Source organism: Streptomyces sp. NPDC058646 (assembly GCF_042716875.1).
Classification (GTDB): Bacteria; Actinomycetota; Actinomycetes; order Streptomycetales; family Streptomycetaceae; genus Streptomyces.
On sequence record NZ_JBHXRK010000010.1, the window covers coordinates 132,640 to 146,090 of the forward strand.

14 protein-coding genes are annotated in these 13,451 nt (G+C 72.5%); 11 read left to right on the forward strand and 3 right to left on the reverse strand.

All coding sequences use genetic code 11. The features are described 5' to 3' along the window. Positions 1-5: 5 nt before the first annotated feature. Positions 6-1,409, forward strand: coding sequence for a dipeptidase (locus tag ACFWUZ_RS14790; protein ID WP_384372014.1), 1,404 nt, complete (start codon positions 6-8; stop codon positions 1,407-1,409). A 34-nt stretch (positions 1,410-1,443) separates the two neighbouring features. Further along, positions 1,444-2,385, forward strand: a complete 942-nt coding sequence (gene nudC, locus ACFWUZ_RS14795) for an NAD(+) diphosphatase (RefSeq protein ID WP_384372016.1) — start codon at positions 1,444-1,446, stop codon at positions 2,383-2,385. 100 nt (positions 2,386-2,485) lie between these two features. Here the strand turns inward: nudC and ACFWUZ_RS14800 are convergent, their stop codons facing one another. Next, positions 2,486-2,746, reverse strand: a complete 261-nt coding sequence (locus ACFWUZ_RS14800) for a mycoredoxin (RefSeq protein ID WP_031151539.1) — start codon at positions 2,744-2,746, stop codon at positions 2,486-2,488. A 173-nt stretch (positions 2,747-2,919) separates the two neighbouring features. Between ACFWUZ_RS14800 and ACFWUZ_RS14805 the strand changes: the two genes are divergently transcribed. The 5 genes from ACFWUZ_RS14805 to ACFWUZ_RS14825 all read left to right on the forward strand — a co-directional run bounded on the left by ACFWUZ_RS14805 (position 2,920) and on the right by ACFWUZ_RS14825 (position 6,767). After that, the gene (locus ACFWUZ_RS14805; RefSeq protein WP_384372018.1) at positions 2,920-5,088 is read left to right on the forward strand and encodes an ATP-dependent DNA helicase UvrD2; all 2,169 of its coding nucleotides are present in this window, start codon (positions 2,920-2,922) and stop codon (positions 5,086-5,088) included. A 167-nt stretch (positions 5,089-5,255) separates the two neighbouring features. After that, a complete protein-coding gene (locus tag ACFWUZ_RS14810) occupies positions 5,256-5,579 on the forward strand; it encodes a hypothetical protein (RefSeq protein WP_384372020.1) in 324 nt (107 codons plus the stop codon). Between the two features lie 185 nt (positions 5,580-5,764). Next, on the forward strand, positions 5,765-6,133 hold the full coding sequence (locus ACFWUZ_RS14815) for a WhiB family transcriptional regulator (RefSeq protein WP_384372022.1): 369 nt from the start codon (positions 5,765-5,767) through the stop codon (positions 6,131-6,133). After that, the gene (locus ACFWUZ_RS14820; RefSeq protein WP_384372024.1) at positions 6,130-6,462 is read left to right on the forward strand and encodes a hypothetical protein; all 333 of its coding nucleotides are present in this window, start codon (positions 6,130-6,132) and stop codon (positions 6,460-6,462) included. The genes ACFWUZ_RS14815 and ACFWUZ_RS14820 overlap by 4 nt, the downstream gene beginning before the upstream one ends. 98 nt (positions 6,463-6,560) lie before the next feature. Continuing rightward, positions 6,561-6,767, forward strand: coding sequence for a hypothetical protein (locus ACFWUZ_RS14825; RefSeq protein WP_384372026.1), 207 nt, complete (start codon positions 6,561-6,563; stop codon positions 6,765-6,767). A gap of 37 nt (positions 6,768-6,804) precedes the next feature. Here the strand turns inward: ACFWUZ_RS14825 and ACFWUZ_RS14830 are convergent, their stop codons facing one another. Together ACFWUZ_RS14830 and ACFWUZ_RS14835 are read right to left on the reverse strand one after the other, a co-directional pair. Beyond that, positions 6,805-8,133, reverse strand: coding sequence for an ABC1 kinase family protein (locus ACFWUZ_RS14830; RefSeq protein WP_384372028.1), 1,329 nt, complete (start codon positions 8,131-8,133; stop codon positions 6,805-6,807). 72 nt (positions 8,134-8,205) lie between these two features. Next, a complete protein-coding gene (locus tag ACFWUZ_RS14835) occupies positions 8,206-9,342 on the reverse strand; it encodes a TOMM precursor leader peptide-binding protein (protein ID WP_384372030.1) in 1,137 nt (378 codons plus the stop codon). Between the two features lie 220 nt (positions 9,343-9,562). On the opposite strand from ACFWUZ_RS14835, the gene ACFWUZ_RS14840 reads away from it, so the two are divergent. The 4 genes from ACFWUZ_RS14840 (at position 9,563) to ACFWUZ_RS14855 (ending at position 13,349) form a co-directional block, all read left to right on the forward strand. Further along, positions 9,563-10,102 (forward strand): SprT-like domain-containing protein, encoded by a 540-nt coding sequence (locus ACFWUZ_RS14840; protein ID WP_384372032.1) that lies wholly within the window; start codon positions 9,563-9,565, stop codon positions 10,100-10,102. 117 nt (positions 10,103-10,219) lie between these two features. Next, a complete protein-coding gene (locus tag ACFWUZ_RS14845; RefSeq protein WP_384372034.1) occupies positions 10,220-11,875 on the forward strand; it encodes a TerD family protein in 1,656 nt (551 codons plus the stop codon). Positions 11,876-11,895: 20 nt separating this feature from the next. Further along, complete coding sequence (locus ACFWUZ_RS14850) at positions 11,896-12,576, forward strand: AIM24 family protein (RefSeq protein ID WP_384372224.1); 681 nt, start codon at positions 11,896-11,898, stop codon at positions 12,574-12,576. 17 nt (positions 12,577-12,593) lie between these two features. Continuing rightward, the gene (locus tag ACFWUZ_RS14855) at positions 12,594-13,349 is read left to right on the forward strand and encodes an AIM24 family protein (protein ID WP_384372036.1); all 756 of its coding nucleotides are present in this window, start codon (positions 12,594-12,596) and stop codon (positions 13,347-13,349) included. Positions 13,350-13,451: the final 102 nt, after the last annotated feature.

A 13,451-nucleotide genomic window follows, 5' to 3' on the forward strand; every position in this document is an offset into this window, starting at 1 on the left:
TGGGCATGAGCCACGCCCCGGCGGACAGCGCCGTCCGCACGTACATCGACAGCCACCGCGCCGCCTTCCTCGACGACCTCGCCGAGTGGCTGCGCATCCCCTCCGTCTCGGCTCAGCCCGAGCACGCGGGCGACGTACGCCGCAGCGCCGAATGGCTCGCCGCGAAGCTCAAGGAGACCGGCTTCCCGGTCGCCGACATCTGGGAGACGCCCGGAGCCCCCGCCGTCTTCGCCCACTGGCCGAGCGAGGACCCGGACGCCCCCACCGTCCTCGTGTACGGGCACCACGACGTGCAGCCCGCCGCCCTCGCCGACGGCTGGCACAGCGACCCGTTCGAGCCGGTCGTCAAGGACGGCCGGATGTACGCGCGGGGCGCCGCCGACGACAAGGGCCAGGTGTTCTTCCACACCCTCGGCGTCCGCGCCCACCTGGCCGCCACCGGCGCCGCGGCCCCCGCCGTGCACCTCAAGCTGCTCATCGAGGGCGAGGAGGAGTCCGGCTCGCCGCACTTCCGCGCCCTCGTCGAGGCCCGGGCCCGCGAGCTCGCCGCCGACGTCGTGATCGTCTCCGACACCGGCATGTGGTCCGAGACCACCCCCACCGTCTGCACCGGCATGCGCGGCGTCGCCGACTGCGAGATCGACTTCCACGGCCCGGACCAGGACATCCACTCCGGCGCGTTCGGCGGGGCCGTGCCCAATCCGGCCACCGTCGCCGCCCGCCTGGTCGCGGCCCTGCACGACGAGGACGGCCGCGTCACCCTCCCCGGCTTCTACGACAACATCGCCGAACTGACCGACGCGGAGCGGGCGCTCATCGCGGAGCTCCCCTTCGACGAGGCCGAATGGCTCCGCACGGCCAAGTCGTACGCGGCCTCCGGCGAGGCCGGCTACTCCACCCTGGAGCGCGTCTGGGCCCGCCCGACGGCCGAGGTCAACGGCATCGGCGGCGGCTACCAGGGGCCCGGCGGCAAGACGATCGTCCCCGCCTCCGCCCACCTGAAGCTGTCCTTCCGCCTGGTGTCCGGGCAGGACCCGTACGAGGTCGAGGCGGCCGTCAAGGACTGGGTCGCCGCCCGGGTCCCGGCGGGGATCCGGCACACCGTCACCTTCGGCGCACCCACCCGCCCGTGCCTGACGCCGCTGGACCACCCGGCCCTGCAGTCCGTCGTCCGGGCCATGGGCCGCGCCTTCGGCCAGAAGATCCGCTTCACCCGGGAGGGCGGCTCGGGGCCCGCGGCGGACCTCCAGGACGTCCTCGGCGCCCCCGTCCTCTTCCTCGGCGTCTCCGTCCCGTCCGACGGCTGGCACGCGCCGAACGAGAAGGTCGAGCTGGACCTCCTCCTCAAGGGCGCCGAGACGACCGCCTACCTCTGGGGAGACCTGGCCGCCCACCACCGCCCCGCCTGACCCGCCCGCCCTGCCTGTCCCACCACCGGGGGAGTTGGAAGTACCTGTGAGCACCGAAACCGAGCGCCCTCTCTCGCTCGCCGCGCCCAGCGGAATCGACCGCGCCGCGCACCACCGCCTCGACGAGGCATGGCTCGCCGCCGCCTGGAGCCACCCGACGACCCGTGTCTTCGTCGTCTCCGGCGGCCAGGTGCTGATCGACGACACCCCCGACGGGGGCACCGCCATCGTGATGACCCCGGCCTTCGAGGCCCCGGTCACCGAGACGCACCGCTACTTCCTGGGCACCGACGAGGACGGCGTACGGTACTTCGCGCTCCAGAAGGACTCGCTGCCCGGCCGGATGGACCAGTCGGCCCGCCCGGCCGGCCTGCGCGAGGCCGGGCTGCTGCTGCCCCCGCGCGACGCCGGGCTGATGGTGCACGCCGTGGCCCTGGAGAACTGGCAGCGGATGCACCGCTTCTGCTCCCGCTGCGGCGAGCGCACCGTGGTCGCCGCAGCGGGCCACATCCGCCGCTGCCCGGGCTGCGGCGCCGAGCACTATCCGCGCACCGACCCGGCCGTGATCATGCTGGTCACGGACGAGCAGGACCGCGCCCTGCTGGGGCGGCAGGTGCACTGGCCGGAGGGCCGCTTCTCGACGCTTGCCGGGTTCGTGGAGCCCGGCGAGTCGATCGAGCAGTCCGTGATCCGGGAGGTGTGGGAGGAGGCGGGTGTCAAGGTCGGCGAGGTCGAGTATGTGGCCAGCCAGCCGTGGCCGTTCCCGTACAGCCTGATGCTGGGCTTCACCGCCCGCGCCACCTCCTCCGAGATCACCGTGGACGGCGAGGAGATCGAGGAGGCCCGCTGGTTCTCCCGCGACGACCTGCGCACGGCGATCGAGACCGGTGAGGTGCTGCCGCCCTCGGGCATCTCCATCGCGGCCCGGCTGGTCGAGCTCTGGTACGGCAAGCCCCTGCCGCGGCCCTCGGCGTAAGACTCGTCACAGGGTCGCGCTCGTCACACCGGCACAGCAGGAGGCCCCCGCCGAGGCGGGGGCCTCCTGCCGTGCGCGGAGGGGACGCGCGGGGGGCGCCTCAGACCGCGAGGGCCTGCTTGACCTGCGCCAGGCTCGGGTTCGTCATGACGGACTCGTTGCCCGCGGAGGACTTCACGAGGACCGTGGGAACCGTCTGGTTGCCGCCGTTGGCCTTCTCCACGAACGCCGCGGACTCCGGGTCGAGCTCGATGTTGATCTCGTTGTACGCGATGCCTTCCCGGTCCAGCTGGGTCTTCAGCCGGCGGCAGTAGCCGCACCAGGTGGTGCTGTACATCGTGACGGTGCCCGTGTCCTGCATGCTGCGCTCTCCTTCGTGGGGGCTCGGTGGTCCGAGTACTCGAACGTACGGGGTGGCCCGGCCATTCCCCGGGGAACGGCCGGTTACCGGTCAGCGTCTGTCAAGTACGACGGACAGGTGCGGCCTGTGGACAAGTTTCCCGTCCGGCACTCGGGGCCTGGCAGCATGGCGGGGTGACAGCAGCAACGCACTCCTCATCCTTCCCGGCCGGACCCGACCACGCCGACTCGGCCGACGCGGTGCTCCTCGGCCTGGACCCGGAGCAGCGCGAGGTCGCCACGACCCTGCGCGGCCCGGTGTGCGTGCTGGCCGGCGCCGGTACGGGCAAGACCCGCGCCATCACCCACCGCATCGCGTACGGGGTCCGGTCCGGCCAGCTGATGCCGGCGAGCGTGCTGGCCGTCACCTTCACCAACCGCGCCGCCGGGGAGATGCGCGGCCGCCTGCGCTCCCTGGGCGCGGGCGGCGTCCAGGCCCGGACCTTCCACTCCGCCGCCCTGCGCCAGCTCCAGTACTTCTGGCCCAAGGCGGTCGGCGGGGACGTGCCCCGGCTGCTGGAGCGCAAGATCCAGCTCATCGCCGAGGCCGGGGCGCGCTGCCGCATCCGCCTCGACCGGGGGGAGCTGCGCGACGTCACCGGCGAGATCGAGTGGGCCAAGGTCACCCAGACCGTCCCCGCCGACTATCCCGTCGCGGTGCTGAAGACGGGCCGCGAGGCCCCCCGGGACACCGCCGAGACCGCCCAGATCTACGGGACGTACGAACAGCTCAAGCGCGACCGCGGCATGATCGACTTCGAGGACGTGCTGCTCCTCACCGTCGGCATCCTCCAGGACCGGTACGACATCGCCGAGCAGATCCGCAGCCAGTACCAGCACTTCGTCGTCGACGAGTACCAGGACGTCAGCCCCCTCCAGCAGCGCCTGCTGGACCTGTGGCTCGGCGAGCGCGACAGCCTCTGCGTCGTCGGTGACGCCAGCCAGACCATCTACTCCTTCACCGGGGCCACCCCCGACCACCTGCTGAACTTCCGCACCCGCTACCCGCAGGCCACCGTGGTCAAGCTGGTCCGCGACTACCGCTCCACCCCTCAGGTGGTCCATCTCGCCAACGGGCTGCTGAACCAGGCCAAGGGCCGCGCCGCCGAGCATCGCCTGGAGCTGGTCTCCCAGCGCGAGACCGGCCCCGACCCGGTCTACGCCGAGTACCCCGACGAGCCCGCCGAGGCCGAGGGGGTCGCCGGTCGGATCCGGGACCTCATCGCGGCCGGGGTCCCGGCGGGCGAGATCGCCGTGCTGTACCGCATCAACGCCCAGTCCGAGGTCTACGAACAGGCCCTCGCCGACGCCGGGGTCCCCTACCAGCTGCGCGGAGCCGAGCGCTTCTTCGAGCGCCAGGAGGTCCAGAAGGCGATCCTCGCGCTGCGCGGAGCCGCCCGCTCGGGCGGCAACGACCCGCTGCTGGAGGACGTCGTCGAACTGGGATCCCAGGTCAGGGCCGTGCTCAGCTCCACCGGCTGGGCCGCCGAACCGCCCGCGAGCTCCGGCGCCGTGCGCGACCAGTGGGAATCGCTGGCCGCGCTGGTGCGGCTAGCCGAGGACTTCGCCCGGACCCGGCCCGGCGCCACCCTGGTGGACCTGACGGTCGAGCTGGACGAGCGCAAGGCCGCCCAGCACGCCCCGACCGTCCAGGGCGTCACCCTCGCCTCGCTGCACGCCGCGAAGGGCCTGGAGTGGGACGCCGTCTTCCTCGTCGGCCTCACCGACGGCATGATGCCCATCACCTACGCCAAGACCGACGAGCAGGTCGAGGAGGAGCGCCGGCTGCTGTACGTCGGCGTCACCCGGGCACGCCACCACCTGACCCTGTCCTGGGCCCTCTCCCGCGCCCCGGGCGGCCGGGCCTCCCGCAGGGCCAGCCGCTTCCTGAACGGCCTGCGGCCGGGCTCCGTGGCTCCGGGCAGCGGGGCGGCCGCGGAGCGCGGGCCCCGCAAGCGCGCGCGGCGCGGCCCGGTGCTCTGCCGGGTCTGCGGCAGGACCCTGACCGAGGCCGGCGAGCTGAAGCTGATGCGCTGCGAGGACTGCCCGTCCGACATGGACGAAGGCCTCTACGAGCGGCTGCGGGAGTGGCGCGCGGCCCAGTCGAAGGAGCAGGGGCTGCCCGCCTACTGCGTCTTCACGGACAAGACGCTGATGGCGATCGCGGAGGCCGCGCCCTCCGAGGCGGGGGAGCTCTCTATGATCTCCGGGGTGGGCGGCCGCAAGCTCGACCGGTACGGGACCGAGGTCCTGGCCATCTGTGCAGGTCAAGAGCCCGGCGGCGAGGACGCCGACGACGCGTAGAAACTCGTCGGAAAAATAGTTTGCACATGCCCAGCCAATCCCCATAGGTTCTTAGCAACGGAAACGGTGGCTTCTCCGAAGCCCTGGATCCGTGCTGTACTTATCCGAATACGCATGGGACAGGCCTCAGGGCCCGGTCCCCGAGACGCCGAGAGGAGGCGAGACCAGTGGCCAGCTTCATGACCTTCACCAAAATGACCGATCGCTCGGTCGACGCTTCCTGCCTGCTCGGTTCCGTCTCCTTCCGGGGTACCGGTGTGTCCGCGATTTCCGCTGACCGCCCCGCCCTGCTGGCGACCCTTCCGGTCAGCGAGCGCAATGAGCGACCGACCCAGGCACCGGTGGCAGTACTGGCAGCGGAAGCAAAGGCGCATGGCGCCTATGCCCTCGCCGCCGCGGCCGGTGCCGGATCCAAGACGAAGCAGACGAAGCAGCAGCACCACCTGATGTGGGCCTTCCGTGGGCTCGAACCCTGGAGTGATCCAGCCTGATCGCATGATCAGGCCGGCGCCTTCAGGGCCGCGGAACCCCACCCGGGATCCGCGGCCCTTCTGTTTGTCCCCGAACGGGGACGGCGGAGCGAAGGGGCCTCGGGACTGGCAGAACCAGGTACCACCAGCCGCACCCGGCCGACCGGCCGGAACGACTAGCCGAACCAGACGAGGAAGAAACCACCGTGCAACTCGAAGCGCACGCCCCGTCCGTACCGCAGACCCACATGATCTCCCCGCCCGCAGTCCCGGAGGACCACGCCTTGACCCCGCTCACCGCGCTGACCGCGCTCGACGACGCCATCGAGAACCTCGGCGTACCCGTCCCGTGCCGTACCTTCGACCCCGAGGTCTTCTTCGCCGAGTCCCCGGCGGACGTCGAGTACGCCAAGTCGCTCTGCCGCACCTGCCCGCTCGTCGAGGCCTGCCTCGCCGGCGCCATCGAGCGCCGCGAGCCCTGGGGCGTCTGGGGTGGCGAGCTCTTCGTCCAGGGTGTCGTCGTAGCCCGCAAGCGTCCGCGTGGCCGCCCGCGCAAGAACCCGGTCGCGGCATGAACGCCGCGGGAACCATCGACCGCCCCCTCACGCACGACCCCTTGAAGCAGGCCCTCATGACCACCGACACCACCACGAGCGCGCAGCCGCACGGCGCCGCCCACGCAGACTTCATCACCGCCGGCGCGATCACCTCGCGTCAGAACAGGACCCGCGAAATGCAACTCATCCCAGAAGCCCTGGCTCGTGCCCATATGGACGACCGCCTGCGCGAGGCGGACGCCGAGCGTCACGCCACGCGCCTGGTCGCCGCGCGCCGCATGCAGCGGCGAGCCGAGCGCGTCTCGCTGCGCGCCCGGCGCGCGCTGGCCATGGCCGTCATGCAGTAGGAGCTGAGAACAGCCACCCGGGGGGACCGGTCCGAACGGACCGGTCCCCCCGGTGCGTTGCGGGCCGCCGCCACCCCCTGCGGGGATATCGTCTGGAGGTGGACCAGCCGACTCCCCACCCCGCCCAGCCGGGACCCGAGGCCCAGCCCGTCGTCTGCGCGCGCTGCGGCACCCGAGCCCCCGACGGCGCCCCGCCCTCCTGGACCTGCTCGGTCGAGAACGGGGCCAGAGAGTACTTCTGCGTCGACTGCGCGCGCGCCAACCTCCGGGCGATCGAGAGCCGTCTCGACTCGTCCTGGTGGTGAGCCCCCGCCCGGGACACGTCCCGGGCGGGGTCGGCGGTCACTCCGCGGGCAGGAACCCCGGCAGCCAGGACTCCAGTTCCTCCCGCAGCCGTACGGTCGCGCCCAGCTGGCACAGGACGCCGATGGTGCTCAGCGTCACCCGGTGGATCAGTACGTACGACGGCGGCAGGTTGATCTGCCGGCCCAACTGGTGCGCGGGGGAGCGGGGATCGGCGATCCGCGCCGCCTGGCCGCGCAGCCACGGCCGGGTGAAGGTGAACTCCTCGGCCTCGGCGGGCTCGATGATCGGCTTCAGGTAGTCCAGTACCGCGTCGGGGTCGAGCTCGATGGACTTCTTCACGAACCCCTCGGCACACAGGTGCCCGTAGACCCCGTCGGCGTCACCGTCCAGCGTCATCCGCAGCGACCTGCCGATGGGCTTCGGCCAGCCCCCGGGCAGCCGGTCGACCGTGCCGAAGTCCAGTACGCCCAGCCGCGTGCGGCCGTCCGCCCCGGAGACCAGCCGGAAGTTGCCGGGATGCGGGTCCGCGTGCAGCAGTCCGGTGCGGGCGGGACCGGAGAAGAGGAACCGGGCCAGCAGCTGACCGGCGCGGTCGCGCTCCTCCTGGGTGCCGTCGGCTATCACCTCCGACAGCGGGGTCCCCTCCAGCCACTCGGTCACCAGCACCTGGTCGCCCTGGTGCACGACATCGGGGACGACCACGTCCTCGTCGCCCACGAAGGCGTCCGCGTGCGAGCGCTGTGCCTCGGCCTCCAGCTCGTAGTCCAGCTCCTCCGTGACCCGCTCGCGCAGTTCCTTGATCACCGGCTTGATGTCCATGCCCGGAATCAGCGGCCCCAGCAGCCCGGCGAACCTGCTCAGTTGCCTGAGGTCCGACAGCAGCGCCTCACCGGCCCCGGGGTACTGGACCTTGACCGCGACCTCCCGGCCGTCGTGCCACACCGCCCGGTGCACCTGCCCGATCGAGGCCGCCGCGGCCGGCTTGTCCTCGAACTCCTCGAAGAGGTCCCGCCAGTCCTCGCCCAGCCGCTCCGCCAGCACCTTGTGCACCGTCGCCGCGGGCAGCGGCGGAGCGGCCTCCTGAAGCTTGGTCAGCGCCGCCCGGTAGGGCCCGGCCAGCTCTTCGGGAAGGGCCGACTCGAAGACCGAAAGGGCCTGCCCGAACTTCATGGCCCCGCCCTTCAACTCGCCCAGCGTGCGGAAGAGCTGATCGGCCGTGCGCTGCTGGAGCTCGCGCGCCACGATCTCCGCCGACTTCCCGCCGATCCGCTTGCCGAGCCCCCACGTGGCCCGGCCCGCCATGCCGAGCGGCAGCGCGGCGAGCTTGACCGTGCGCGTGACCGCCTTCCGGGGAAGATCAGACATACGCCCCTCCGTTTCCCAGACAGCTGTGCCGCAAGCGGCGGTTCGGGTGGCCTCTCGGACACAGGCATCCTGTCATGGCCGTTCTCCCGGCCCGGAGCCCGATCCTCGTCCCGCCGGCTCCGGCACCTGACGGACGGCCGCCCCGCAGGGACAGCCGGGGTGCGCGGCCACCGCCCGGTGCTCCCAGTGCAGGCCCGGCAGGGCCGCCTCCCAGCGGGCCGCGGTCGAGGCGGGCAGCTCCCCGTCCAGGAAGGACAGGGCGTGGGCCGCGGCCAGCCCGGCCACCGCGGTCGACAGCCCGAGGTCGCAGGCACCGGCCGCGCGGCGGCGGTGGGCCGACCGCCACTGCACCAGCATCCTCGGCCAGGCAGGGTCCCGCTCCACCCGGTCGCGCTCCATGCAGCCCGCGCAGGCCGTGGCACCCGGCAGCACCAGCGGCCCCACCAGCCCGGTGCCCTCCAGCACCCCCGCGTACAGATGCGGGGTGCCCGTGGCCACCCAGCCGGCCGCGGTGTCGGGATCCGGGGCCCAGGCCTGCAGACCGTCCCGCGGCGCGACCACCACCAGGGCCAGCCCGGGCTCCGGGCCCTCCTCCTCCCCGGCCCGCGGCGCACGGCCCGGGGCCGCCTCGCGGACCAGCCTGCCCGCGGCCTCGGCCCTCAGCCGGCCCACGCTCCCGGGCCCCATCCCGCCCGGCGCCACGTCCGCCGCCTCCACCCGGCCCCCGTCGAGCACCTCGACCCGGCCCACCCCCGCCCCGGCCAGGACCGCGGCGACCAGGGCGCCGACCCGGCCGCTCCCGCGCACCTGGACCCGTATCACCCGGCGGGCCGCGACGCCCCTCAAGTCACCGCCGGGCTCGCGGTGGACGAGAGAGAGGGAGGCCAGGTCGGGCCCCAGCCGCTCCAGCGCCTCCGGCCGTCCGCGCACGGCCTGGGCCCGGGGTCCGCCCGCGGTGGCGTCGTCGAGCAGACCGGCCCCGGCCAGCCGTCGCACCAGTGCGTCGGCCTGACCGTCCGGCAGCCCCATCCCGGACGCCTCCGCCCTCAGCAGTTCCATCCCGCGCGTCCCGTCGATCCGCTCGATGAACGACCCCGTCGCCGTGTCCACCGGGCCGAGCACCACCGCGTGGGCGGGAGTCACCCCGAACTGCACGCTCTCCCGGTCCCGCCAGGCCCGCGCCAGTGCGGGCTTCACCTTCGGATACATCGCCGTCCCCCGATTCCCCTGCCGACTGCGCCGCCTTCTGACGTCCTCTCCCGCAACATTGCCCGCCCGCCGGATTCCGTGCGGGAATTTGTCCACAGGCAAGGGCTATCAGGCATATGAGAGGGAAAGCGTGGGCGCCTCGGGTACCGGCTGTGAATCGATCACGTTCGAAGGCCGGAGCGGCGCGACTTCGGCCGGGCCTTCCGGGTACCGTCGTGCCGTGTCCGCCGACCCCCCGCAGCGCGCCGTCGAAGTCCGCCGGAGCGCGCGCCGCCGCAGGACCGTATCCGCCTACCGCGAGGGTGACCGTACGGTCGTCCTCATCCCTGCCCGGATGTCCGAGGCCGAGGAGCAGCGCTGGGTGGGCGTCATGCTCGACAAGCTGGCCGCGCAGGAGAGCAAGCGGACCCTCGGGGACGCGGAACTCACCGCCCGCGCGGAGCGTCTGTCCGAGCAGTACTTCAGCGGCCGCGCGCGCCCCCGCTCGGTGCGCTGGGTGACCAACCAGAACACCCGCTGGGGCTCCTGCACCCCGGCCGAGGGCAGCATCCGGCTCTCCCACCGCCTCCAGGGGATGCCCGAGTACGTCGTCGACTACGTGCTCCTCCACGAGCTGGCCCACCTGCTCGTACCCGGCCACGGCCCGCGTTTCTGGGAACTGCTGGAGCCCTACCCCCGCACCGAGCGGGCGCGCGGGTACCTGGAGGGCGTGGTCGCGGCCGAGCGCCTGCCGAAGGTGCCCACGGCGCGCGACGAATGACCGGGATGTCACGCACCGTGATGTGTACCGGGTCGGTACCGACTTGGCTGGATGTCGGCAGATGCCGTTAGCCTGAGCGGCACGCATTCACAGTCGGGATGGGGGACGGTCGTACGTATGGCCAGGGAATTCCAACGCGGCCACAAGGCCAAGATCAGTGATCTGACGGCGGGTACCGATCTGTACGTGGGCGTGCAGATCGCCGGGCCCGGACTCGTCTTCGACATCAGCTGCTTCGGCCTCGACGCGAACGAGCAGCTGTCCGACGACCGCTACTTCGTCTTCTTCAACCAGCCGAAGTCGCCGGAGGAGTCAATTCAGCAGCTCGGCGCACAGGCCGGCGACACCGAATCCTTCCGGGTGACGCTGGACCGCATTCCGGCGTCCATCCACAAGCTGTCCTTCACCGCCACCATCGACGGCGCCGGACAGATGTCGCAGGTCGGTCCGGGCTACATCCGGATCGTCGCGGGTGGCGAGGAAGTGGTGCGGTACGCGTTCACCGGCTCGGAGTTCACCACCGAGCGCGCCGTGATGCTCGGCGACTTCTACCTCAAGGACGTATGGCGCTTCGCCGCCGTCGGCCAGGGCTTCGACGGCGGCCTCGACGCGCTGCTGCGGAACTTCGGCGGCGAGGTAGCCGAGGAGGCGCAGCCGCAGCAGCAGGTCCCGGCCCAGGCCGCCGGCGCCCCCGGGTTCGCCCCGCCGCCGCAGGCCGCCGCCCCGGCGCCGTCCTTCGGCGCCCCGGCCCCGCAGGCACCGGCCCCCGCGCCCTCCTTCGGCGCCCCGGCCCCTGCGCCCGCTCCCGCCCCGCAGCCCCAGCCGTACCAGCAGCCCGCCGCGCCCGCGCCTGCCCCGGTGCACGCGGCCCCCACCATGGCCGCACCGCTCGCCCCTCCGGCCCCCGCGCCTTACGGACAGGCCCCCCAGGCCCCGCAGCCCTCGTACGGGCAGCTGCCCGGCCAGTACCCGGGCCAGACGCCCCCGCCCGCCCCGGCGCCGTACGGCCAGCAGCCGGGATACGGCCAGGTCCCCGGGCAGGTCCCCGGTCAGGCTTCGGGCCAGTTCCCCGGCCAGCAGCCCGGTCACCACCCCCAGGCGGCCCCCGCCGCGGCCGGACTCGCCGCAGCGCTCCAGCCGTACAAGGAGGCCCCCACCGGCGCCCGCTGGACCCCGCAGAACCAGCAGCTCATGCGGGTCGACCTCTCGATGGGCGGCCAGGCCGTCCTCGCCCGCCAGGGCAGCATGGTCCTGTACCAGGGCAAGGTCGACTTCAGCTACAAGGGAGCGGGCTTCGCCGGCCGCATCGTCGGCAACGCCACCGGCCAGGAGATGCAGCTCATGCGCTGCACCGGCCGCGGCCAGGTCTTCCTCGCGGAGACCGGTGCCCACCTGCACGCCATCGAGCTCCAGGGCGACGCCATCTGCGTCTCCGCCGAGAACGTCCTCGCCTTCGACGAGTCCCTCCAGCACGAGGTCCGCCGGATCGAGGGCCACGGCATTCCCGGCGGAGCCCTGTTCACCATGCAGTTCCAGGGATCCGGCACGGTGATCGTCAAGACCCACGGCGTCCCGGTCGTCCTGCCCGTCACCCCCACCACCTTCGCGGACAGCAACGCCATCGTCGCGTGGTCGGCCGCCTCACAGGTGATCATTTCCAGCCAGGTCCGGCTCCGGCGCAACGCCTACCCCGGCCACAGCGGGGAGACCGTGAACCTCCAGTTCCGCGGTGCTCCCGGCAACTTCATCGTCGTCCAGCCGTACGAGGTCTGAGGGAGCCCGACATGAACGCAATGAACCAGCAGCTCGCGGGCTACGCCCCGACCCCCGTCACGGCCCGCATGGGCAACCACGGCCGGGCCATGCTCAAGGTCGCCATGCAGAGCGGCCAGGACCTCTTCGCCCGCACCGGCTCGATGGTCGCCTACGAGGGTTTCGTCCAGTACGAGCCCAACCCGCCGGCCGTCCGTCAGATGGCCTCGCAGTGGCTCACGGGCGAGGGCGCCCCGCTGATGAAGTGCACCGGCGACGGGCTCCTCTACCTCGCCGACTACGGCGCCGACGTCGTCGTCATCAACCTCGACAACGACGCGCTCTCCGTCAACGGGACCAACCTGCTCGCCTTCGACGCGCACCTCCAGTGGGGGGTCGAGCGGGTCAAGGGCATGGCGAAGTTCGCCGGCCAGGGCCTGTTCAACGTAAAGATCGCCGGCACCGGATGGGTCGCGATCACCTCCCGCGGCACCCCGATCGTGGTCGACTGCGGCCGCGGCGAGGACGAGACGTACGTGGACCCGGACGCGCTCGTCGCCTGGTCCCCGAACCTGAAGGTCAAGGGGAAGCGCAGCTTCAAGGCCTCGTCGATGATCGGCCGAGGCAGCGGGGAGGCCTACCAGATGGCCTTCTCCGGCCAGGGCATCGTCGTCGTACAGCCGAGCGAGGACAGCACCGACCGGCTCCGGGCCCGGGGCTGAGGGGGAGCGGACACATCATGCAGAGTTCACTTTTCGCCCATGCCGAGGCGCAGTCCCAGGAGCGGTACGCCGTCCAGAACCCGCAGCTGCTGCGGGTCTCGCTGACCGGATCCGACGACGTCCTCGCCCGCAAGGGCGCCATGGTCGCCTACCAGGGCATCATCGATTTCGACGGCGAGTACCAGAGCGCCAACCAGCGGGGTGCCCGCCGCCGCACCGGCGAGGGCCTCGACCTCATGCGCTGCTCCGGGCAGGGCACGGTCTACCTGGCCAACCTCGCCCAGTACGTGCACGTCGTGGACGTGGACCAGGACGGCCTCACGGTCGACAGCAGTTACGTGCTGGCCCTGGACTCCACCCTGCACACCGAGGTCATCGCGGTGGACAGCCAGTACGGGATCTCCGGATCCGGCAAGTACCAGCTCAACATCAGCGGTCGTGGCAAGGTCGCGCTGATGACCTCCGGGCAGCCGCTGATGATGCAGGTCACGCCCGACAAGTACGTCAACGCCGACGCGGACGCCGTCGTCGCCTGGTCCACCTCGCTGCGCGTGCAGATGCAGGCCCAGACGCACTCCACCGGAGTCTGGCGGCGCCGCGGCAACACCGGTGAGGGCTGGGAGCTCAGCTTCCTGGGCACCGGCTACGCACTGGTGCAGCCCAGCGAGGTGCTGCCGCCGCAGAACGCCCAGCTCGGACAGGGCGCCGCGGCGCAGTTCGGCATGGGCCAGCACGGCTCCCACGCGCAGAACCAGAACAACGCCTGGAACTGACGCCCGATGCGGCGCGGGGGGGGGGGGCGGGCCGGCCCCCCCCCCCCCCCCCCCCCCACCCCCCGCCCCCGCCCCCCCGCCCCCCCCCGCCCCCGCCCAACC

Excerpts from the sequence above, each read along its gene's own strand:
- ACFWUZ_RS14790 (WP_384372014.1), top strand. The coding sequence starts at position 6 with ATGAGCCACGCCCCGGCGGACAGCGCCGTCCGCACGTACATCGACAGC.
- ACFWUZ_RS14800 (WP_031151539.1), bottom strand. The coding sequence starts at position 2,746 with ATGCAGGACACGGGCACCGTCACGATGTACAGCACCACCTGGTGCGGC.
- ACFWUZ_RS14820 (WP_384372024.1), top strand. The coding sequence starts at position 6,130 with ATGAACGCCGCGGGAACCATCGACCGCCCCCTCACGCACGACCCCTTG.
- ACFWUZ_RS14830 (WP_384372028.1), bottom strand. The coding sequence starts at position 8,133 with ATGTCTGATCTTCCCCGGAAGGCGGTCACGCGCACGGTCAAGCTCGCC.
- ACFWUZ_RS14835 (WP_384372030.1), bottom strand. The coding sequence starts at position 9,342 with ATGTATCCGAAGGTGAAGCCCGCACTGGCGCGGGCCTGGCGGGACCGG.
- ACFWUZ_RS14845 (WP_384372034.1), top strand. The coding sequence starts at position 10,220 with ATGGCCAGGGAATTCCAACGCGGCCACAAGGCCAAGATCAGTGATCTG.
- ACFWUZ_RS14850 (WP_384372224.1), top strand. The coding sequence starts at position 11,896 with ATGAACCAGCAGCTCGCGGGCTACGCCCCGACCCCCGTCACGGCCCGC.
- ACFWUZ_RS14855 (WP_384372036.1), top strand. The coding sequence starts at position 12,594 with ATGCAGAGTTCACTTTTCGCCCATGCCGAGGCGCAGTCCCAGGAGCGG.